Below are 22,896 nucleotides of genomic sequence, written 5' to 3' on the forward strand. Positions count from 1 at the left end.
GTCAGGCTCCCTGAGGGGTGGGGTCGGCGGGGGCAGCGGCGAGGCGGGCGCGCAGAGCGGGCTTGTCGAGCTTTCCGACGGGGTTCTTGGGGAGGGTGTCCAGGACGTGCACGGCCACCGGGTTCTTCACTTTGGTGAGCCGCTCGGCGCAGAGTGCGCGCAGCTCGTCGACGACCAGCGGCATGCCCGGGTACGCGGCCACGTAGGCGACCGGCACTTCTCCGTACACCGCGTGCGGGGCGCCCACCACGGCGGCTTCCTGCACAGCGGGGTGCTGATGGAGGACGGACTCGATCTCCTTGGGGTACAGGTTCTCGCCACCGCGGATGATCATGTCCTTGATCCGGTCGACGATCCGCAGGTAGCCGTCCTCGTCCAGGACGCCCACGTCGCCGGTGTGCAGCCAACCGCCGCGCAGGGTCTCGGCGGTGGCCTCCGGGCGGCCGAGGTAGCCGCGCATCACGTTGGCGCCCTGGACGACGATCTCGCCGCGCTCGCCGGGCGGCAGCAGGGTGCCGTCGCCCGCCATGACCGCGACGCGCTGGCCGGGCAGGGCGACGCCGACGGTGCCGGGGCGGCGCGGAGCGTGCAGCGGGGAGGAGGTGGAGGCGCAGCTGCCCTCGGTGAGGCCGTAGCCCTCGACCACCGGGAAACCGAAGCGCTTCTCCACCGCGGCCAGCAGTTCCTCGGAGGCGGGCGCCGCACCACAGATCGCCACCCGTACCGAGGAGGTGTCTGCCGTCAACTCCGCGGACAGGCCGACGAGATGGGCGTAGATGGTGGGCACGGCGGAGAAGAACGTGGGGCGCAATCGCTCGACGGCGGCGAGGAACTCCTTCGGGTGGAAGCGGCTCAGCACGGACAGACGGCCGCCCGCGCGCAGGGTGCTGAGGAAACTGACGCAGATGGCGTTCACGTGGAACAGCGGCAGGACGAGCAGGCAGTGGTCGTCCGCGGTGATCTCCAGGTGCGAGGAGATCGAGGCGACCATCGCGTCGATGTTGGCGTGATCGAGGATCACGCCCTTGGGGCGGCCGGTGGAGCCGCTGGTGTAGATGAGCAGGGCGCGGTCGGCGGGATCGGTCGACGGCTCCGGCAGCGCGTGTCCTTCCGGCGTCTGGCGCAGGTCGTCGACGACGAGGGACGGTCTGCCGCCGTCGGGTGCGCCGGGGCCGGCGTTGACGACGAGCACGGCACCGGAGTCGCTGATCTGGTAGTCGGCCTCGGCCGCGGTGAAGACAGGGTTCACCGGGGTCGCCGCGGCGCCCACCCGCCAGGCCGCCATCAAGCAGACCAGCAGCTCGACCCTGTTCGGCAGCATCACGGCGACCACGGATCCGGGGCCGACGCCGGCCTGTGCGAACTGCTCGGCCACCGCTTCGACACGCAGGCCGAACTCGTCGTAGGTGAACTGCAGTTGCTCGTCGCCCACGCAGGGCCGCTCGCCCGGGGTGTCCTGTCGGCGCCAGTGCAGATAGGTCAGAGACATGGTGTGCGGGAGCCTTTCGGGGTGGTATGCCGTCCGGAGCGGAGTCAGAACAGCGAGGCGTTGAGGCCGCCGTCGAGGAGGAGGCCGGTGCCGTTGCAGAAGGACGCGGAGTCCGCTGCCAGGAAGAGCACCGCATCGGCGACCTCCTCGACCGTGCCCAGGCGCCCCTGCTTCTGGTCCATCAGCGCGGCGAACCCGCCGGCCGGCATGCCGGACTGCTCCTCGAAGGATTCGGCCTGACCGGTGACCAGCTGGGTGCCGACGAAGCCGGGCAGCACGGCGTTCACGCGCACATTGTGGGAACGGAGCTCGGTGGCGGCGGTCTTGGTGAGGTTGACGACGGCAGCCTTGGACGCGGCGTAATGGCCGATCAGCGGTGCGCCGGCGAGTGCGGTGACCGAGCCGAGGGTGACGATGCTGCCGCCGCCCGCGGCGACGATCGCGGGTGCCGCGTGGCGGATGGCGAGGAAGACACCGTCCAGGTTGACCGAGGTGACCTCGCGCCAGGCGGCCAGGTCCATCTCGACGAGCGGCATCGCCCGCGCCACGCCCGCGTTGGGCACCATGACGTGCAGCGCCCCGAACCGCTCGACCGAGCCCTCCACCAGTGCCTTCACCTGGTCCTCGTCCCGTACGTCGCAGGCGATCGCCGCGGAGCCGGGGATCTTTGCGGACGCCTCCTTGGCGGCAGCCTCGTCGATGTCGGAGACGACCACGTTCGCTCCTTCCGCGGCGAGGCGGGACGCGATGGCGAAGCCGATGCCGGTCGCGGAGCCTGTCACGATGGCCGTCTTGCCGCTCAGCTGCTGGGGCATGGGGGTCCTCCTGCTCGGGGCCGGGTGATGTGCCTCGAAGCTAGGCGTGCGGAAGGCCGGGGTCCCTGTGCCGGGAAACCAAAGCTCGGCCGCATGTTCGTGCCCCCGGAGCCAAGAAGGAGGCGCAGGTGAAGGACCGCGGACGTGAGGTGTCGGCGCCGCGAGGGCTCAGACGGCGTCGGCGGTGAGAACGCCGGCGCCCAGCCACTCGCAGGCGATGAGGGCGAGTTCGACCTCGAGCCAGTTGCGGTCCAAGGGCTTTCCGCGCTCTTCGACCGCCCGGTCCACGCGGTACTTCACCGTGTTCTTGTGCAGGTGGGTCCGCTCGGCGGTGGCGACGTAGCTGCCCTTCTCGACGACGAAGGCCAGCAGGGTGCCGCGTAGCCTGGCCGCGGGCTCGGTGTCGGCGGCCAGCGCCCCCAGGGTGTCGCGCACGAGGCTGCGGGCCGCGTCCAGGTCGGTGGCGAGCAGCGCGGCCGCGCGGACACCGGCCTCGGTGAACGAGGTGACCATCCGGGCGCGTTCAGCCGCGACCATCGCGACAGTGCGGGCCCGCAACGCCTCGACGTGGGTCTGCCGGAACCCCTCCATGCCCGAGGCGGGCGAGCCGAACGCCACCCGCAGTCCGGACCCGGCGGCGGCGACGATCTGCTCCATCCGTACGAGGTCGAGGCTCTCCGCTCCGAGGCCCAGCGGGACCCAGCCCCAGCTGCCCGAGCCGTCGTTGCGGCCGAGCAGGGGCTGTCCCGTACTGCCCGCCGCTGTGGCGATCTCGGCGAGCAGTCCCTCGCAGTGCCGCAGCTCCTGGGTGGACGTCCTGCGGTCCGCTCCCCAGATGACGACGCCCAGGTGCCACTGACCGAGTCCGTAGCCGAGTGCGGCCTCGGCGTCGGCGACCTTGATCTGCTCACCGGCGAGCAGCGATGTGATCATGGCAGCCCGTACGGTGCCGCGATTGGCCAGGTACCGCTCGCGCTCGGTCTCGTAGACGCGCACCACCTGCTCCGAGACGCTGTCGACGTACCGGAACGTCATGCTCGTGAACCGGCGGCAAGCGGCGTACGCGACGACGGGGTCCGGCTCCTCGGCCGCGATCCAGGAGGCGGCCCAGTCCAGCACGTACTCGTGGGCGAGCCGGTAGGCGCGGGTCAGCGCGTTCGAGGAGACGCCGTGCCGGGCGAGGCGGCGGGCGTACTCCTCCGCGGCGGAGGGGCCGGTGACGTCCTCGGCCGGGATGCCGTAACGCAGGACCTCGATGACGGTCTCCAGGTTGCTCTCGGTGCTGCCGTAGAGCAGGTCGAGGAGCCGGGGGTCGCCCCGCAGGTCGGTGACCTTCTCGGCCAGTTCGGCCTGGAGCCGCCGGGTCAGACCCGGAAGCTGGGCCCGCATGTGCCCCGCCAGGGCGGCGACGCGCGCCTCGGCGCGTTGCCTCACCTCGTCGGGGGCGGCCGACTGCAAGGCCACGATGGCCCTCCTCGTCGCGTACACGCCCGCACCCACCGTGCGAGCGCGGTCATCCTGACAGAGCCTTCCGGACCCGGCAACGGCCGACAACACCGTGTCCCGGACATCGGCGCAGGTGACGGCGTCGATGTCCGGAACAGTGCGGATCAGGGACCGGGGCGGTGCGGATCAGAACAGGCTCGCGGTGAGCCCTCCGTCGATGGCGTAGTGCGCGCCGGTGATGAAGCGGGCCTCGCCCGATGCGAGGAACGCAACGAGCCCCGCGACCTCGTCGGGTGTGCCCGGTCGGCCCTGGCGCATCGCGATCAGCTCGGCGAAGGGAGCGGGCGAGACGGCGTCGATCGGTGCGACGAGGCGGTCGGCCATCTCGGTGGAGACGATGCCGGGACAGACCGTGTTCACCGTGATGCCGGACTGGCGCAGTTCGATCGCCGCGGACTCGGTGAACCGGAGGACGGCCCCCTTGGACGCGCAGTACGCGCTGAGCATCGGGCCGCCGGACATGCCGGCCACGGAGCCGAGGTTGACGATCGCACCGCTGCCGGATGCGGCCAGAGCGGGAATCGCGGCCTGGGTGGCGCGGAACGTGCCACCCGCGTTCACGTTCAGAACACGCATGAACTCCTCGTCCGTCAGCTCGGTGACGGGCTTCGCGATCTCGATGCCGGCGTTGTTGACCAGGACGTCGAGCCCGCCCATACCCTCGACCGCCGCGGCGACGGCGTCCCCGGCGTCGTCGGCACTGCGCACGTCGCACCGTATGCCGACGGTGCCGCCGCCGATCTCCTTGGCGGTGTTCTGCGCGCCCTGCTCGTTCTTGTCGGCCAGCACCACCTGGGCGCCGGCGGCCACCAGACGCTGGGCGATGGCGCGCCCGATGCCTTGCGCGCCGCCGGTGACGAGTGCGCGGCGGCCGGTGAGATCTGTCATGGGAACCTCCTGAGGTGCGGCGTCGGCTGACGGGGCGTCGACGGCCGATCACGCTAGGCGGCGCGGGCGGCGGGGTCTCTGTGGTCCGGGCACGACTTTGCGGAGGTGTTTCGTCCTCCCGCACCAGTCCGCATTTCGGCCGGCCGGACCTACGTTGCGGCGTGGCCGGCATCGACGCCCGCCGCCGCACCCCAGGTAGGAGCCGCCCGCATGAACTCCCCCTTCATCTCGGCCTTTCTGCCCATAGCCGTGGCGCTCGTCATGGTCGGGCTCGGCCTTTCCCTCACCGTCCAGGACTTCATCGCCGTCAGGACTCACCGCAGGGCAGTCGCGGTCACGATGGCGCTGCAGCTGGTCGTGCTGCCCGCACTGTGCTTCGGGCTGATGCTCGTGCTGCAGGTTCCGTCGGTCCTCGCGGCAGGGATGATGCTGCTCGCCGCGTCGCCGGGCGGCACCATCTCCAGCCTCTTCAGCCACCTCTTCGGCGGGGACGTCGCCCTCAACATCACGCTCACCGCCGCCAATTCGGTGATCGCCATCGTGTCGATCCCGCTGGTCACCAACCTCGGCCTGGCCTACTTCGACCCGGACCTCGGCGGCGGGCAGGTCACGCTGCAGTTCGGGAAGATGCTCCAGGTCTTCGCGATCGTGCTCGTGCCGGTCGCGGTGGGCATGCTGCTGCGCCGCTACCGCCCGTCCCTGGCCGCTGCCCTCGACCGGCCGGTCCGGATCGGCTCGTCCGTGGTCCTGGCTCTGGCTGTTCTCGGCTCGATCTTCTCCGAACGCGCAGAACTGCCCGGATACATCGCCGATGTGGGCCCAGCCGTGCTCGTGTTCTGCGCCCTCAATCTCGTACTGGGGTTCGCGGTTCCGCGCGCGGTGCGTGTGGCACGGCCACAGGCCATCGCCGCGTCGTTCGAGATCGGCGCCCACAACGCGACCCTGGCGATCACCATCGCCGTGGGTGTTCTGGACAGCAGCGCGCTGGCCGTACCTGCGGCGGTCTACGGGGCGTTCATGATCCCTGTCGCGGCGCTCTTCGGACGCCTGCTGGCCCGCACCGGGAAGCCGACTTCGGCCGCAGTGGGCCACGCCGGCTGAACGGCCCACCGAGCTCCGAGGCGAGCAGGGTGCCGAGGGCGTCGGCGGTGGCCTCGTCCACAGGCCGCCGTCGCGAGAGCGGTTGTGCGCTTGCCCCGTCCGCGGGCAGCGGGGACGTCATGGTGCTGAGCCCGGTGGCCACGGGAAACACCCCGCCGCGTACGACGCACTGGGTGACGAGCCAGGTCAACCTGTGGAACGTCGCGATCACACGGGCGAAGTCGCAGCTGATCACGGTGGGTGGTCGTGCCTTCTGGCAGGGCCAGTCGGGACTCCCCGTCCTCCTCGCCGAGCGGGCGGAGGTGCTGGACACGGCCTACTGCCCGGGCCCCGGGGCGGAGACAGAGGACGGGACCGGTGAACAGCTCGTGGACCGGCTTCAGGATTATCTCGGCCGGCGTGGGTTCACTGGCCTTGAACGTACGGCGGTTGTCGGTGGCCAGACTGTTGACCTGCTGTTCACCGCTGGCGAGGGGAACACCGCGGTGCTGATCGACAGAGGGGCGGAGGACGACCTTGATCCGGCCCGCCACCTGCGGCTGACACACGCGCGGGGAGATCTGTTGATGGGGCTCCCGTCCGGCGGTTCGGGTGCGAAACCGGCAGTGGTGACACGGACCGTCCGTGTCCCAGCCTGGCGGATCGTGGCCGGGGAGGCGATGGTGGAGCCCCTCTTCCCCTGAGCCTGGCGGCAGTTGGGGTGAGGGACCGGTACGGCCCCCTCACCCACGCCCCCCCCGGTGCTCACCTGACGCTGACCGGATGGGCGAGTACCTGGTTGTTGAGGTAGCCGAGGTGGTTCCACGGGACGTGGTCCGGCTGGGTGTTGCCCCGGTCGTCGGTGGCGCGTACGGAGAGGGTGTGTTCGCCCGGGGCGGGGTGCCAGGGGAACTGCCAGCGGGTCCAGATGCCCGGTTCCCGGGGGCCGGTGAGGTCGGCCCTGTGCCAGGGGCCGTGGTCGATGCGGTAGGCGACCTCCGTGACCCGGTGTTCCCCGGCGAACGCGCGGCCCCGGATGATCCGGTGCCGTGCCGTCAGCCGGGCGGGCCAGTCGAGTTCCACCAGGCTGGTCACGGGGAGTGCGTGGATGGGGGTGCCCAGAGCGGGGCCCGCTGCGGGGTGTCCGGGGCCGATGAGGACGTAGTCCTCGGTGTTCCAGGGCACGTTGAGCGGTTCGCGGGAGACCTCGATCCGGCCCACCCACTTGATGCTGGCCGCGCCCAGCCAGCCGGAGACGACGACCCGGGCGGGGTGGCCGTGGTCGGGCGGCAGCGGCTCACCGTTCATCGCCAGCGCGAGCACGGTGTCGTCGGCCAGGGCCTTGGTCAGGGGCAGCGGCCGCCGGGCCCGGCACGCGTCCAGCCCTTCGGGCATGACCTCGCGGGCGTCCGGGGCGATCTGGGCCGCTTCGAACAGGTCGCGCAGACGTACGCCGGTCCACTCGGCCGTGCCGACCGCGCCCCGCCCCCACGGCGTGCCGGCGATGCGCTGACCGTGCTGCTGCCCGAAGAGGACCCGGCGGTTTCCCGCGCACTCGATGGTGCGCGTCACGGAAACGTGCGGGAACGCGTGCCACAGGTCGTCGTAGGTGAGAGTGACGGGCGCGCGGACGGCGTCGCCCTCGATGCGGAGCGACCACCGGTCGGTGTCGATCCGCGGGGTGGGGGAGTGGCTGCGTACGAAGAAGCGGTCGTTGGGGGTGAGATGGCCCGCCATCCGGTCCGCTCTGGTACCGAAGTCCAGGCCGGTTCCGGTGTCCTCCATGACGTCCGCCGAGATCGGTTTGACCAGCCCTGGGGCCGCGACGGTCGGGGCGCCACGCTCCCGGCCCGGCCTCGTGGTGGCGGAGCTGCTCTGCGGGCTCATTGTGCGGTTCTCCTCCGTGACGTGCGGGGCGCTCCGTGCGCGCCCGGAGCGCCACCGCGCGGTTCGACCGGATGGTGTGACGGGTCGTGCACCTGGAGGGCGCCTGTGACCGGTACCTCCGGCTTCCTCCCGTCGAGTGTGGCGCCCGAGCGCCCCGTCCCCGCCGGGGACATGCCGGTAAGAGAGATGCGCCGCCGGCCCGCCCGCGGCTACCCCAGAAAACTCAGCCGCACCTGCCGTCGCGGGTTGTCCACGTTGGTGTCGACGAGGACGACGGACTGCCATGTGCCCAGTTCCAGGGCGCCGTTGAGGACGGGGAGGGTGGCGTGGGGCGGGACGAGGGCGGGGAGGACGTGGTCGCGGCCGTGGCCGGGGGTGCCGTGGCGGTGCTGCCAGCGGTCGTCGGCCGGGAGGAGGGTGTGGAGGGCGGTCAGGAGGTCGTCGTCGCTGCCCGCGCCGGTCTCGATGACGGCGAGGCCGGCGGTGGCGTGCGGGGTGAAGACGTTCAACAGGCCGTCACGGCCGTGCGCGGCCTCCCGGAGGAAGGACGCGCACGTGGCGGTGAGGTCGTGGACGGTCTCCGTGGTGCCGGTGGTGACGTCGACGGTGCGGGTGGTGAAGGAATCAGCCATGGCACCATCCTGACGTCCCGGGGCCGGCCCGGGCGGCAGGGGGAGCCGGTCAGCCGCGGTCCGGGTCGGCGCAGGTGGCGGCGGGGGTCTTGTCCTTGGCGAGGAAGATGGTCTGCGCCATCATCCGGTACTCCGACATGCCCTCCCGGAGCGTCTCGATGGACTCCTCCGGGTGCACGGAGTCGATGACGGCGTTCGGCCCCACCGCGTTGAACTGGTGGGAGACCCCGCGCGGAATCTGCATGTCCACCCAGGAGTTGGGCGGCACCATCACGTTGTGCCGCTGCCGGTGCACGCCGGTCGGGGTGCCGGGCAGCGCGTCGGTGAAGGAGTGCAGGGGCGTGCTCCATCCCGTCGCGGCGCGGACCGTGAGGGGGGAGAGGCTGGAGACGCGGATGGTGGTGTCCGGGCCCGTCATCATCCGGACGAAGCGCAGTCCGGTGTGCAGGTGCATGCGGGAGCAGATGTCGCGCGCCGTGGTGTCGTAGAAGTCCATCAGGTAGCGGTCGGCGAAGAAGTCCTCGAAGGGCGGTTCGAGCAGGAACACGTCGCCCTCCTCGAACTCCTGCGCGTGCTTGAGCGCACCGGACGGGGTCGGGTCGGCGGCCTCCGCCCGGTGCGCCTGGCGCACCACTCCGGCGAGCGATTCGACGACGGACAGGGCGACGGCGGGCGGCAGTTGGACCACGGGGGTGAGCTGGTTGCGGCCCGGGTCCTCGTGCAGTTCGACGTCGAGGATCTCGTCCTCGTGGTCGGGGGACTGCTTCATACGGGCGGGGGCCTGGGGGCCGGGGGCCGTCGTGTGGGCCGGTGCCTGTGTCATGTGGTCGCTCCTGTGTGCTGGTTCGGTCCGTAAGCCGGACGTTCGGAGGGCCGCGGCCCGGATTCCTGCGGCCCGGTTTCTGTGCCCGGACCGCCGTCCGGGGCCCGGTGCGCCCAGAGGACGCCGCCCAGGTCGTGGCGTCCGGCGCGCAGGACGGTGCAGCCCACGTCCGTGAAGCCCTGTTCGCGCAGCCGGGCCAGCCGGGGCCAGCGGTCGGTGCCGGCGCCGGCGGGGGAGCCGGTCAGGAAGGTGAGCAGCGGGCCCAGGGCCCAGGCGGGACCCTCGGGGGCGGGCCCGTGCGGCAGGACGAGCAGCGAACTGGCCCCGAAGTGCGCCTCGGTGCCCAGCGGTACGGGCGCCGCCTCGTGGCCGTGGCCGGCCGCCAGCTCCGCCACCTGACCGGTGTGGGCGGACAGCGGCCAGGCGGTGAGGAGGGCGCGGAGCCAGCCGGCCTTGGCCCGGTCCAGTTCCCCGTCCGCCGGGCGGTCCCCGGGTGCGTGCCAGTGGTCCCGCAGGAAGTCGAGGGCGCCGAGGGCGACTTCGTCGTCCTCGTGCGCGCGGGCGCCGTCGGCCGCGGCCGCCAGCGCGCGCAGTCCGGGGTCCTCGGCGCCGTCGCGCAGCAGGTCCTGCGCGACGGCGGCGGCGTGCCGCAGCAGCCGCTCGTACCGTGCGGGGGCGAGCCGCAGCGCGGTCAGCTCCCGGCCCATCGCCTTGCGCTGGGGCTTGCCGGTGGAGGTGGCGAGGTACCCGCCGAAGCGGATCACCGCGGGCCGCAGCGGCGCCTGTTCGTACGCGGCGCGGACGGCGGGGACCGGCTGGTCCGTGGCGATCAGCCCGATGTCCTGGCCGAGCGCGGGCTCGTCCACGGCCACCGCGGCGAACCGGCCGGTCAGCCCGGCCTCGCGCCAGCCGCGCTCGACCTCCAGCGGGTAGTGCTTCTCGCCGCCCCGGTTGATCCGTTCACCGGCGCGGCCGCGGAGGACCAGCAGCCCGTCCCGCAGCTCGCCCAGGTCGCCGGTGCGCAGCCAGCCGTCCTCGGTGAGGGCGGCGGCCGTGGCGGCGTCGTCCTGCCAGTAGCCGTGCATCAGGTCGGGGGTGCGGATCCACACCTCGCCGGATTCCAGGCGCAGTTCGGTGTCCGGCAGCGGGAGGCCGACCGGGGGTGCGTGCTCCAGGTACTGGTCGCGGAAGGCGGCGTCGTCGAGCAGGGGGGTGGTGAAGCTGAAGTTGACGGCCTCGGTCAGCCCGTAGCCCTGCCGCAGCCGGGGGCCGTACCTGCGGTGGAAGCGGCGGGCGAGGTCGCCGGTCAGCGGTGCCGCCGCGGTGACCAGGTACTCCAGCCCCTCCGGCCAGGCGGGGCCCGCCTCCACCAGGTCGGCGAGCAGCGCGGGCACGATCGAGGCGGTCCTGGCCCCGGCGGCGTCCAGCGCGGCGAAGTAGCCCGCCGGGTCGAAGGGGGTGTGCAGGACCAGCGGCGCCCCGGTGAGGTGCGTGCCGAGCAGTGACATGACCAGCGCGTTGCAGTGGTACAGCGGCAGGCAGGTGCCGTGCGGACGGTCCGGGGCCAGCCCGTGCAGCTCCGCCGTCCTGGCCGCGTTGCCGAGGACGGCGCTGCGGCTCAGCATCACGCCCTTCTGCGGTCCGGTGGAGCCGGAGGTGAACATGAGGAAGGCCAGGTCCTCGGGGGCGGTGTGCACATCGGGCAGCCCCGTGCGGTGCGTCCCGTCCGGGTCCACGAGTGCCGTGGCCGAAACCCGCCGGGCGATCTCCGCTACGGCCCGCTCCCCGGTGCGCGGGGGCAGCGGGACGGCGACGAGCCGCAGGTCGAAGCAGGCGAGCAGTACCTCGGCGAGCGCCGGGCCGTTGGGCAGCCGGACCACCACCCGTGCGCCGGGCGGCAGTTCGGCCAGTGCGGCACGTCCTGCGGGGAGGGGTTCGGTGCGGGTCAAGGGTGCCTCCTGAGCAGGTCGCGGAGCAGGGCCCCGGCCTCGTGCACGTGCTGCGGGTGCAGCATCCGGTGGTGGACCGCGCCGACGTGCCCGACGGTCAGCCCGCCCGCGGCGTACGGGCGCCACAGCTCGTGCTGCGGTACGGGGCGTTCGCCGGCCGCCTCGGCGTAGCCGGTCTCGCCCGGGTAGGGCACGGGCCGGTGGGTCCGCGCCAGCCGGGCGTTGTGGCGCGAGACGGCGACCACACGGCGGACGTCGTCCTCGGTGAACCGCGCGAACACGCTGCCCTCCCGGCGCAGCAGCGCGGAGACGGTGCCGAAGTCGCCGAGGTCGTGCCCCTCGGCGGCGCACTGTGCGTCGTCCAGACCGGCGGAGGTGAGCAGCAGCCGGTGGACGCGCTCGTCCAGGCTCTCGTCGGGGTCGGTGGCCGCGCCGACGGCCGTGTCCAGCAGGAACAGCGTGCCGGCCGGTTCGCCGAGCTCCCGCAGCCGGACGGCCAGCGCGTGCGCCACCAGTCCGCCGAAGGACCAGCCCACCAGGTGGTACGGGCCGTGCGGGCGTACGGTGCGCAGCTCGGCCAGGTAGCGCTCGGCCATCTCCTCGACGGAGCCCGGCAGTTCGGCGACGCCACCGGGTCCCTCGGCCTGGATGCCGTACACCGGGTGCTCCCGGTCGATGTGCCGCAGCAGCCCCGAGTAGGGCCAGCTGATGCCGCTGAGCGAGTGCACGCAGAACACCGGCGCCGCGGTGCCCTCCGTGCGGAACGGTACGAGGTGTGCCGGTCCGGCTGTCCGTCCGGACGGTTCGGCGTCCAGGAGGCGGAGCAGCGCGGCCGGTGTGGGGGCCTCGAAGACGTTCCGGATCGTCGGCTCCCGGCCCAGCTCGGCCCGGATGCGGCCGGTCAGCCGGGCGGCCAGCAGGGAGTGCCCGCCCAGTTCGAAGAAGTGGTCGGCGGGCCCGACCCGGGGCAGCCCCAGGACGTCCGCGAAGAGCGCGCACATCAGGTGCTCGTGCAGGTTCTCCGGCGGTTCGGGTGCGGCGGCCGGGGCCCAGTCTGGTTCCGGCAGCCGGTCGCGCAGCAGCTTTCCGTGGCTGCTGAGGGGCATCTCGTCCAGGCCGACCAGCCGCGCGGGCAGCATGTAGTCCGGCAGGTGCGCGGCCGCGTGCGCGCCGACGGCGTGCAGGTCGGCGCCGGCGGGGACGACGTAGCCCACCAGGCGGCGGTCGTCGGGCGTCCGGTCGTGCACGGCGACGGCGGCCGCCGTGACGTCCTCGTGCCCGGCGAGCACGGCCTCGATCTCGCCCGGCTCGACCCGGTGGCCGCGGATCTTCACCTGGTCGTCCGTGCGGCCGTGGAAGCGCAGTTCACCGTCGGCCGTCCACGAGGCGAGGTCGCCCGTGCGGTACATCCGCTCGCCCGCCGGGCCGAACGGGTCGGCGACGAACCGCTGCGCGGTCAGCCCCGGCCGGTGCAGGTACCCGGTGGCCACTCCGGTGCCCGCCAGGTACAGCTCGCCCGGCACGCCGGGCGGCACCGGCCGCAGCCGGGCGTCGAGCACGTAGGCGCGGGTGTTCCACATCGGCCGCCCGAGCGGCACGGTGGCGCCCGCGGCCGGGGCGGTGGTCCTGACCGGGCGGCAGGCGGACCACACGGTGGTCTCCGTCGGCCCGTAGCAGGCCAGCAACGAGGCGGTGAGCCCGGACAGTTGACCGGCCAGGTCGGCGGGGACGGCCTCGCCGCCGATGACCGCCCGGAGCTCCTTGAGCCGCTCCGGACGCCGCGCCACCAGGGACTGCCACAGCGAGGGCGTCGCCTGCATCACGGTGACCCGGTGCCGGTCCAGCAGTGCGGACAGTTCCTCCGGGTCGCGCAGCGCGTTCCGGTCGGCGAGCACCATCGCGGCGCCGGTGACCAGCGGCAGGTACACCTCCGGCTGGGACATGTCGAAGCTCGCGGGCGCGGCGGCGAGCACCCGGTCCTCCTCGCCGGCGCCCAGCCTCTCCCGCAGCGCCAGCACCAGGTTCAGCAGCGCCCCGTGCGGCACGATCACGCCCTTCGGCCGCCCGGTGGAGCCCGAGGTGTAGGTGACGTACGCGGTGTCCTCCGGGACCTGCGCGGGCTGCTCCGCGCCGGGGGAGACGGCGAACCCGCAGTCCCCTTCGGCCTCGGCGGCGCGCAGCACCAGCAGCGGCCGCGCGTCGGCGAGGAGGGACGCGGCGCGGCGCGGCGGCAGCGCCGGGTCGACCGGCAGCGAGGCGGCGCCGAGCGACTGGACGGCGAGCAGCGCCGTGGGCAGCCGCGCGTCCCGGGGCAGCTCCAGCGCGATCAACGTGCCCGGCCCCGCGCCGTGTTGCCGCAGCAGCGCCGCGAGGCTCTCCACCCGCGCGGCGAGCTCGCCGAAGGTGACCACGGTCTCGCCGTGCCGCACGGCCGGTGCCCCGGGCACCCGGCGGGCCTGTGCCGCGAACAGTTCGCCGACGGTGCCGCGCGGGCCGGGGCCCGGCGGCAGCTCGCGCGCGGTGGCGTTCCACCGGCGGGTCAGCTGCTCCTGCTCCCCGGCGACGAGGACGGGCAGACCGGCGACCGGCAGCGACGGGTCCGCGACCACGGCCCGCAGCAGCCCTTCGAGGCGGGCCGGCAGCAGCCGGGCGGAGGCCGGGGCGAACAGTTCGGTGTCGTACTCCAGCTCGCCCTCGATCCCGGCCTCGGCGCCCTGCGCGTCGAGGTGCGGGCGCAGGCTCCACAGCAGGTCCATCCGGGAGGCGCCGCCGTGCGTGGTGACCGGCTCGGCGTGCAGCCCCGGGAGGTCGAACTCCCCGGCGGGCGGCGCCTCCTGGAACGCCAGCATCACCTGGAACAGCGGGTGCGCGGCCAGCGAGCGCGGCGGGTTGACCGCCTCGACCACCTGCTCGAAGGGCACCTCCTGGTGGGCGAAGGCGTCCAGATCGGTGCTCCGTACCCGTTCCAGCAGCTCGGCGAAGGTCGGCTCCCCGCTCAGATCGGTGCGCAGCACCACCGTGTTGACGAAACAGCCGACGGTCTCGTGCAGTGCCTCGTCGTGCCGCCCCGCGACGGGGGTGCCGACGGGGATGTCCGTACCGGCGCCGAGCCGGGACAGCAGCACGGCGACGGCGGCGTGCGTGACCATGAACAGGCTGGTGCCGGTGGCCCGCGCGAGCCGGTTCAGCGCCGCGTGCAGCCCGGCGTCCAGGGTGAAGGCGAGCGTCTCCCCGCGGTGCGCGGACACCGCGGGCCTGGCGTGGTCCAGCGGCAGCGGCAGCGTCTCGGGGACGCCGCTCAACTGCCGCGTCCAGTAGGCGAGGCCGGGGCCCGGGTCGGCGCCGTGCTGCCAGAGCGCGTAATCGGCGTACTGTGCGGGCCGGCCGGGCCGGTCCGACCAGTCGGGCTCGCGGCCCGCGAGCCGTGCCCGGTAGGCGGAGGAGATGTCGCGGGCCAGTGGGGCCAGGGACCAGCCGTCGGCGGCGATGTGGTGCAGCAGGACCAGCAGCACGTGCCGCTCGGGTGCGGTCTCGAACAGCACGGCGCGGACGGGGAGTTCACCGCCGAGGTCGAAGACGTGCGCGGACGCCTCGGCCAGCCGTGCCGGGAGTTCGGTCTCCGAGGTGGTCACCGTCTCGAACGGCATCTCCCGCGCGGCGCGGATGTGCTGCTGCGGTTCCCCCTCGATCTCGGTGACGGTGGTGCGCAGGCTCTCGTGCCGGCCGAGCACGTCACCCAGCGCCGCACGCAGCGGCCCGGGGGCCAGCGGGCCGCTCAGCCGGACGGCGAACGCCATGTTGTACACGGAGTTGGGCCCGGCGAACCGGCTGAAGAACCACAGCCGCCGCTGCGCGGGCGAGAGCGGAATCCGCTCGGGCCTGACCACAGCGGCCAGCCCGGAACGCGGCGCTCCGGCCGGCTCGGTGTCCGTGGCCGACGCGCCCTCGCCGAGGGCCGGTTCGGCGCCGGCACCCTCCGGCAGCCGCAGCGCCAGGTCGGCGACGGCGGGGGCGTCGAACAGGGTGCGGATGCTCAGCTCCGCGCCGGTCTCCGCACGCAGCCGGTTGATCAGCCGGGTGGCGAGCAGCGAGTGCCCGCCCAGGTCGAAGAAGCTGTCCTCGGCGCCCACCCGGGGCACCCCCAGGACCTCGGCGTACAGCGCGCACAGCAGCCGCTCCGGCGGGGTCTCCGGCGGCCGGGAGACCGGCAGCGCGGACTCGGGGCGCGGCAGGGCCCGGCGGTCGAGCTTGCCGTTCCCGGTCAGCGGGATCTCCTCCACCAGGAGGACGAACGCGGGCACCATGTGCGCGGGCAGCAGAGTGCGCGCGTACTCCCGCAGTGCGACGGGGTCGGGCTCGCCGTGGGGCACCGCGTAGCAGAGCAGCCTGCCGCCGTCGGCGTCCTCATCCGCGAGGACGACCGCGCGCTCCACCCCGGGGTGGGTCTCCAGGGCGCGTTCGATCTCGCCGGGTTCGATCCGGTAGCCGCGGATCTTCACCTGCTGGTCGACCCGGGCCAGGTACTCCAGGCTCCCGTCAGCCCGGCGGCGCGCCAGGTCCCCCGAGCGGTACATCCGCGCCCCCGGCGGGCCCCACGGGTCGGCGACGTAGCGGCTCGCGGTGAGCCCGGGGCGTCCCGCGTAGCCGCGGGTCACGCCGGGACCGGAGACGTAGATCTCGCCGGGGCAGCCGGGCGGTACGGGGCGCAGCGCGTGGTCGAGCAGGCGGAGCCGCAGGTCGGGCAGCGCGGTGCCGACGACGCTCGCGGTCTCCTCGGGGTCGGTGAGTTCGGTGTGCGTGGCGTGCACGGTGGTCTCGGTGATCCCGTACATGTTGACCAGCGCGGGACGGTCGGCAGCCGTCCAGGAGCGCACCCGGGAGAGGTCCAGCGGCTCCCCGGCGAACACCACGAACCGCAGGTCGGGCAGCGAGGAGGCGGGCACCTCCCCGGAATCGTCCGCCTCCGCCCGCAGCAGCGGGTAGAAGGCCGACGGGGTCTGGCTCAGCGCGGTCACCCGCTCCCGCGCCAGCAGGGCCAGCAGTTCGCGCGGCGACCTGGCGACGTCCTCGGGCACCACCACCAGGCGGCCGCCGCGGCCCAGCGCCGTCCACATCTCCCACACGGAGACGTCGAAGGCGTAACTGTGGAACAGCGTGTGCACGTCCTCCTCGCCGAAGCCGAACCGCGCGTCCGCGGCGGCGAGGAGCCGTTCGACGTTGTGGTGCGAGACGACGACACCCTTCGGCTCGCCCGTGGAACCCGAGGTGTAGATGACGTACGCCGTGCTGTCGGGGTGCGGGGCGAGGCCGAGGTCGTGCGCGGGCAGGTGCGCCGCCGGGTCGTCGTCCTGGAGGAGGACCGCCGGGCGCGTCCCGGCGACCGGGCGGTCGCTCAGCACGAGCACCGGGTCCGCGTCGTCCAGCACCCGCCGTGTGCGTGCCTCCGGTGCCGCCGGGTCGAGGGGCAGGTACCCGGCGCCGGACTTGAGCACGGCCAGCACCGCGACCAGGAGGTCGGCGGAACGCCCGAAGACCAGCGCCACCAGACGTTCCGGGCCGGCGCCGCGCTCGACGAGCAGCCGCGCGAGACGGTTGGCCCGCGCGTTCAGCTCCCCGTACGACAGGGTGACCGCCCCGCAGGTGACGGCGGGCGCGGTGGGCCGCCTGCGCGCCTGGGCCTCGAACAGGCCCGGCAGACCGCCCCGTTGGGGCTGCGCGGCGGGCTCCGGCGCCTGCTCGGACTCGTCCGGCAGCAGCAGGCCGAGCCGGCCGAGGGGTGCCCCGGGGTGCTCGGTGATCCGGTCGAGCAGAGTGCCCAGGCGGGTGAGGAGGCGGTCGGCCTGTTCCCCGTCGAACAGTTCGGTGCTGTGGTCGAGCCGGAGCCGCAGCCCGTCGTGCCCCGGCACGGCGATCAGCGTCAGCGGGTAGTGCGTGCCGTCCCGGCCCTGCACGTCCCGCAGGCCCAGTCCGGGCACCAGTTCGCGCAGCGCGTCCTCGTCGATCGGGTAGTTCTCGAAGACGACGACGGTGTCGAAGAGTTCGGCGTGTCCGGTGACCGATTTCAGCAGGCTCAGGTCGGCGTGCTGGTGGTCCAGCATGGCCAGCTGCTGCGCCCGCAGCTCGGCGAGGCACTCGGCGACGGGGCGCCGCGGGTCGAGACGGACCCGCACCGGGACGGTGTTGATCAGCAGGCCCACGATGTCCTCGGCGCCCGGCAGTTCGGCCGGACGGCCCGAGACCGTCGCACCGAACACCACGTCGTCCCGGCCGGTCAGCGCGCCCAGCAGGACGGCCCAGGCCAGCTGGACGACGACATTGGAGGTCAGCCCGTGCTGCCGCGCGAGCGCGTCGATCCGGGCGCTGGTGGCCGCGTCCAGCTCGCTGTCGGCGGTGCGGCGGGGCGCGGCGGAACCGCGCCGTCCGGCGGTGCCGACCAGGGTCGGCCCGTCGACGGAGGACAGCAGCGCGCGCCAGGCGTCCTCGTCCGCACGGGAGTCGCGGGCCGCGAGCCAGTCCAGGAAGTCGCGGTACGGGGTCGCGGGCGGCAGTTCCCGTCCCGCGTAGAGCGCGAACAGCTCCCTGACCAGGATCGGCATCGACCAGCCGTCCAGCAGGAGATGGTGGGTGGTCAGCACGAAGGTGTGCCGCGCCTCCCCGTGGTGCTGGAGGGCGGCCCGGACGAGCGGCGGGCGCGCGAGGTCGAACCGCTGCCCGCGGTCGGCGGCGAGGAAGTGCTCCAGGTCCTCGTGCGCCGGTATCTCCTGCCAGTCCACGGCGAATTCGGCGGGCACCACCTGGACGGGGCGCCCCGTCGGTCCGTGCCGCACGCCCGCGGACAGCTGGGGGTGGCGCAGCAGCAGCCGGTGCAGGGCGCCGCGGAGCGCGTCCGTGTCGAGCGGCCCGTCCAGCGCGAAGACGAACTGGACGAGGTACGGGTCGGTGCCGTCGTGGTCGTACAGCGAGTGGAACAGCAGGCCCTGCGCGAGCGGCGGCAGCGGCAGTTCGCCCGTCGCGCGGGCGCGGGCCCGGCGCACCAGGGCCTCCAGGACGTCGAACCACCGGTCCGCGAGCCGCGGAACCCGGTCCTCGGGGAGCAGTTCGCCCGGCCAGGACCAGTGCGCCACCAGCCGTGGCCCGTCCGCGCCGTCGGTGATCAGCGCGTCCAGTTCGACGCTGTGCCCCATCGCCAGCCCGCCGCCCGCGCCCGGGCCGAGCCCCTGGGAGCCTTCCGGCACCGTCCAGTCGCCGTCCTCGCCGCCGACGTCGAACCGGCCCAGATAGTTGAACGCGAACTGCGGTGCGGGCCCGGCGGCGAGCGCCGGAGAGGTCTGCGGATTGAGATGGCGCAGCAGCCCGTACGTGAGCCCCGCGCGCCCGGAATCCCGCACGCGGGCGCGCACCGCGGCGACCGCGCCGTCCAGCGCCGCCGGATCGGTGCGGACGTCCGCCCAGGAGCAGCCGGGATCGAGCGCGACGGGGCACAGGCTGGTGAACCAGCCCACCGTGCGGGACAGATCGAGCCCCTCGGCGAACTCCTCGCGGCCGTGCCCCTCCAGGTCGACGAGGAGCGCGTCCGGGCCCTCCCGCCAGTCGGCGGCGGCCAGCGCGAACGCGGTCAGCAGCAGGTCGTTCACCGAGGCGCCGAACGCCTCGGTCGCGTCCTCCACCAGCCGCGCGGTGAGCGTGCCGGACAGGGGGACGGTGTGCCGGCGCCGGGTGGCCTCGGTGTCCGTCGCGCCGTCCAGCGGCCGCGCGGCGAGCGGCGGGTCGGCGGGCAGCTCCCGCAGCCGGCCGAACTCGGCCTGCACGGACGGATGGTGGGCATGCCGCACCAGCCCCCGCGCCCACTGCGGGAACGGGGTGCCGACCGGCTGGAGGCGCGGGGTGCGCCCGTGCCGCACGGCCTCCCACGCGGTCCGCAGGTCCTCCTGGAGGATGCGCCAGGACACCCCGTCGACGGCCAGATGGTGCACGGTGAGGGTCAGTTCCCCGGCCTTCTCCGGCCCGTGATCGCGCCAACGGGCGTGCACCATCTGCCCGTTCGCCGGGTCGGGACCGTCCTCCGGGCCGTTGAGTGCGACGTCCGCCCGGGGCAGCACTTCGAGCGACCACACGCCGTCCGTCTCGCGCAGGGCGAGCCGCAGCATGCCGTGGTGGTCGACCAGCGCCTGCACCACAGTGCGCAGCTGCTCCGCGGTGATGCCCGCCGGAGTGCGCAGCGTCAGCGACTGCACGAACCCGTCGACGGGACCGCCGCGTTCCCGCAGCCAGTGCATGACCGGCGTCAGCGGCACCGTGGGATCGTCGTCCTCCGCCGCGGCCCACGCCCCGCCCGGCCGCCCGGCCGAGGGTGCCGGTGCGTCCCCGAGGCCGGCGGCCAGGCCCGAGACGGTGGGGGTCCGGAACACGTCGGAGGTGGCCACGGACAGCCCGGCCCGCTGCGCCGCGCCTGCCAGCTGGATCGCCTTGATGCTGTCCCCGCCGAGCCGGAAGAAGTCCCCGTCCAGGGGCACTTCGCGCAGGCCCAGCACCTCGCCGAACAGTCCGGCGAGCCGGCTCTCCACGGAGCCGGCGGGGGCGGCGGGGGCCGCCGTCCCGTCCGCCTCCGGCGCCGGCAGGGCAGCCCGGTCGAGCTTGCCGTTCCGGGTGAGCGGCAGCCGGTCCACGGCCACCACGGCCGAGGGGACCATGTACGGCGGCAGCCGCCGCGCCACCGCCTCGCGCAGCTCCCCGGTGCACACGTCCGCGTCGGCGGCCACGTAACTGACCAGTGCGCGCACCCCGGGCCGGTCCTCGCGCAGGACCGTCGCGGACTGCCGTACGCCGGGCTCGGCCAGCAGCGCGGCGTCGATCTCGCCCGTCTCGATCCGGTAGCCGCGCAGCTTCAGCTGCCCGTCGGAGCGGCCGGCGAACTCCAGCCGCCCCGCGCGGTTCCAGCGGGCCAGGTCGCCCGTGCGGTAGACGCGGGCCCCGGGCGGGCCCGTGGGGTCGGGCACGAAGCGTTCGGCCGTCGCGCCCGCGCGCCCCAGATAGCCGCGCGCGACGCCGACGCCCCCGAGATACACCTCGCCCACCGCACCGGGCGGCACGGGGCGCAGCGCGTCGTCGAGCAGCAGCACCCGCTTGCCGTCCAGCGGCGTGCCGACCGGGACGACACCCGCGTCCTCCGGAAGGTCCGGGGTGGCGTACCGGGTCGCGAACACCGTGGTCTCGGTGGGCCCGTAGCCGTTGACGACGGTGAGCCCCGGCAGCGCGGCGCGCACGGCGCGCACCGCGGCGGGGGAGACCACGTCACCGCCCGTCCACACCTGCCGCAGCCCCGCTAGACAGCGCGGGTCCTCGGACGCGAGTGCCCCGAACAGCCCCGCGGTGAGCCACACTCCGGTGAGGCCGGTGTCCGCCGTGATCCGGGCCAGCGCGGCCGGGTCCAGCCGCCCGGGCGGGGCGACGACCACCTCGCCGCCGGTGAGCAGCGGTACCCACACCTCCAGGTTGAACGCGTCGAAGGCGTGCGGCGAGTGCAGCAGCACCCGGTCGGCGCCGCCCTCGGTCCACCACCGGTCGGCGGCGAGCCCGGCCAGGTTGCCCTGGGTGAGCGCGACGCCCTTGGGGCGCCCCGTGGAGCCGGAGGTGAACATCACGCAGGCCAGCCCCTCCGGTGCCACGGAAAGCGGCTCCATGGGCTCAACTCCCGCCGTCCGCACGTCCAGTCGCGGCACCCCGCGCTCCCGCGCGAGCGCGACCACGCCGTCCTCGGCGGTCTCCCCGTCGGTGACCAGCAGCTCCACACCCGCGTCGGAGAGCACCGCCTCCTGCCGGGCCACCGCGTCGTCCTGTTGCAGGGGCACATAGGCGGCGCCCGCCTTCAGCACCGCGAGCGCCGCGACGACCAGCTCCGGCGACCGCTCCAGCAGCAGCCCGACCGTCCGCTCCGGGCCCGCGCCCGCCTCCGCGAGCGCGGCGGCCAGCGCCGAACTGCGCGCGTCCAGTTCGCGGTACGTCAGCCGCTCCCCGGTCGCGGCCGAACGGACCGCGGGCGCGTCGGGGGCGCGCCGTACCTGCTCGGCGAAGCGGCCGACGGCGGTGCGGGAGGGCGCGGGGGCCTGGCCGTCGCCGGTGCCCAGCGCCGCGGTGTGCCGGAGCTCCTCCTCGGTGGCCGCCGTGATCCGGGCCGTCGGGGTGTCCCGGCCGGCGGCCGTCAGCTGCCGCAGCACGTGCAGGAAGCGGTCGGCGACGTCCCGGAGCAGCTCCTCGTCGTGGTTGGCCGGGTTGGCGTCGAAGTCGAGGCGCAGCCCGCCGTCCCCGCGGTCGTAGGCGACGACGGACAGGTCCTCGGAGGGCGGCGCCTGGAGGTTGTGCACGGTCGCCGTCACCGGGCCGAACCGCAACGGCCGGTCGAACCGCTGGATGTTGAGCACCGGGCCGAAGAACTTCCGCCCGTCCTCGGGCCCCTGCTCGGCCCGCCGCAGGCGCTCCCCCCGGTACCGCTGCCGTTCGCGCACCTGCCGCAGCTCGCCGCCGACCCCGTCGAGCAGCTCGGCCAGCGGTGCCGCGGGGTCGACGTGCAGGCGCAGCGGCAGCACGTTCGCCGTCATCGCCGGTACGGTCCGGGCGAGTTCGGCCGGGCGGCCGGCGACGGGCAGGCTCAGCACGACGTCCCGGCTGCCGGCCGCGGCGTGCAGGTACACGGCCGTCGCGGCGGTGAACAGCCGCGTCCAGCGGTGCCCGAGCCGCCGTGCGCCCTCGCGCAGCGCGGTGAACTCCTCGTCCGTGAGCGTCCTCGTCAGCCGCAGCGACGTGCTGTCGGCCGGGGCCGCGTGGGTGCCCAGGCTGAGGAACTCCGGCCGTCCGCCGAGGCGTTCGTGCCACCATTCGCCGTCGGCGGCGTGTGCGGGGGACTGCCGGTAGGCGGACTCGGTGTCCAGCAGGGGCCGCAGCCCCGTCCAGCCGCTGTCCGGGACGGGGCGGCCCTCGTGCAGGCAGGTGTAGACCTCGGCGACGCGTTCGGCGAACAGCGCCATGCCGGCGCCGTCGAGGGCGATGTGGTGCACCCGGTGGAACACCAGCGTCCGTTCGTCCGCCACCCGCAGCACGGCCCCGAGGAACAGTGGCCCGTCGCCGACGCCCCCGGCCTTCGCCAGCGCGTCCCGCATCCACTCCCCGGCGGCGGCCTCCGGGTCGGCCGCGTCCCGGAAGTCGGCCACCTCGACGGGGTGTTGGGGCTCCGGGACGGGGTGCTGCACGGGTGCGGCCCCGGCCTCCGCCGGTTCGGTGAAGCGGACGTTGACGGCCTCGCAGTCGGCGGCGGCGCGGGCGACCGCGGTGGCCAGCAGCGCGGCGTCGGTCCCGCCGTCCAGGACGAGGTACTCCGCCCACTGGTAGGCGCCGGGCCGGCTGAGTTCGGAGCGTTCCGCCAGCCAGACCCCCAGCTGCGCGTCGGTCAGGGGCAGTTCAGGGAGGTTTTCGGGCATCAGTGTGCGCATCCCCATCGGTCTTGCCGGCACGGTCGGCGACTGCCGTCGGATGTGGGCGGATGTGGGTGGAGGGACCAAGAAGATTGATCAAGGAGTGGACCGGACCATCGAAACACGGCAGGCAATGGAACGGTAAAGGGAGGGCAATATGCGCTATCTCACGTTTACTTGCTCCGCCCCGGCGCGACGCGGTCGAGTGGGAAGCGGAACCGAATTCCGGTGAACTCGCTCTGCCGCCCGGCCCGTACGCTGTCCCCGTGGCCAAAACCGCGTAGCGGGTGGCCGGTTCACGCCGCTCCGGGCGCGGTACCGTTCCCGTTCCGCGCTTCCCTCCGGAACTTCTCCGGGCTTCT

General features: G+C 74.1%; 11 protein-coding genes. 2 read left to right on the forward strand and 9 right to left on the reverse strand.

All coding sequences use genetic code 11. The features are described 5' to 3' along the window. Position 1 precedes the first annotated feature (1 nt). The 4 genes from HCC30_RS16195 to HCC30_RS16210 form a co-directional block, all read right to left on the reverse strand. Positions 2–1,489: an AMP-binding protein gene (locus HCC30_RS16195; protein WP_169443240.1), complete on the reverse strand. Its 1,488-nt coding sequence runs from the start codon at positions 1,487–1,489 to the stop codon at positions 2–4. A 44-nt stretch (positions 1,490–1,533) separates the two neighbouring features. Then, positions 1,534–2,304 (reverse strand): glucose 1-dehydrogenase, encoded by a 771-nt coding sequence (locus tag HCC30_RS16200; protein WP_169443241.1) that lies wholly within the window; start codon positions 2,302–2,304, stop codon positions 1,534–1,536. A 168-nt stretch (positions 2,305–2,472) separates the two neighbouring features. Beyond that, on the reverse strand, positions 2,473–3,768 hold the full coding sequence (locus HCC30_RS16205) for a helix-turn-helix domain-containing protein (protein ID WP_346776660.1): 1,296 nt from the start codon (positions 3,766–3,768) through the stop codon (positions 2,473–2,475). Between the two features lie 168 nt (positions 3,769–3,936). Continuing rightward, positions 3,937–4,698: an SDR family NAD(P)-dependent oxidoreductase gene (locus tag HCC30_RS16210; protein WP_169443242.1), complete on the reverse strand. Its 762-nt coding sequence runs from the start codon at positions 4,696–4,698 to the stop codon at positions 3,937–3,939. Positions 4,699–4,908: 210 nt separating this feature from the next. On the opposite strand from HCC30_RS16210, the gene HCC30_RS16215 reads away from it, so the two are divergent. Beyond that, positions 4,909–5,799, forward strand: a complete 891-nt coding sequence (locus tag HCC30_RS16215; protein ID WP_169443243.1) for a bile acid:sodium symporter family protein — start codon at positions 4,909–4,911, stop codon at positions 5,797–5,799. 173 nt (positions 5,800–5,972) lie between these two features. Next, positions 5,973–6,482 carry a hypothetical protein gene (locus HCC30_RS16220; RefSeq protein ID WP_240979633.1) on the forward strand — a complete coding sequence of 170 codons (510 nt, stop codon included), beginning with the start codon at positions 5,973–5,975 and terminating at the stop codon, positions 6,480–6,482. Between the two features lie 61 nt (positions 6,483–6,543). Here HCC30_RS16220 and HCC30_RS16225 read toward each other — a convergent pair whose 3' ends face one another. The 5 genes from HCC30_RS16225 to HCC30_RS16245 form a co-directional block, all read right to left on the reverse strand. Further along, positions 6,544–7,665 carry a sulfite oxidase gene (locus HCC30_RS16225; RefSeq protein WP_169443244.1) on the reverse strand — a complete coding sequence of 374 codons (1,122 nt, stop codon included), beginning with the start codon at positions 7,663–7,665 and terminating at the stop codon, positions 6,544–6,546. 209 nt (positions 7,666–7,874) lie between these two features. Then, complete coding sequence (locus HCC30_RS16230) at positions 7,875–8,297, reverse strand: secondary thiamine-phosphate synthase enzyme YjbQ (RefSeq protein ID WP_169443245.1); 423 nt, start codon at positions 8,295–8,297, stop codon at positions 7,875–7,877. A gap of 49 nt (positions 8,298–8,346) precedes the next feature. Then, positions 8,347–9,120, reverse strand: coding sequence for a hypothetical protein (locus HCC30_RS16235; RefSeq protein ID WP_240979634.1), 774 nt, complete (start codon positions 9,118–9,120; stop codon positions 8,347–8,349). Beyond that, positions 9,117–11,069 carry a class I adenylate-forming enzyme family protein gene (locus HCC30_RS16240; RefSeq protein ID WP_169443246.1) on the reverse strand — a complete coding sequence of 651 codons (1,953 nt, stop codon included), beginning with the start codon at positions 11,067–11,069 and terminating at the stop codon, positions 9,117–9,119. Before HCC30_RS16240 ends, HCC30_RS16235 begins: the two co-directional genes overlap by 4 nt. Continuing rightward, on the reverse strand, positions 11,066–22,540 hold the full coding sequence (locus tag HCC30_RS16245) for a non-ribosomal peptide synthetase (protein ID WP_169443247.1): 11,475 nt from the start codon (positions 22,538–22,540) through the stop codon (positions 11,066–11,068). Before HCC30_RS16245 ends, HCC30_RS16240 begins: the two co-directional genes overlap by 4 nt. Between the last annotated feature and the right edge of the window lie 356 nt (positions 22,541–22,896).

Origin of the sequence: Streptomyces sp. HNM0574 (assembly GCF_012726235.1) — a bacterium.
In the GTDB taxonomy this organism is placed as follows: domain Bacteria; phylum Actinomycetota; class Actinomycetes; order Streptomycetales; family Streptomycetaceae; genus Streptomyces.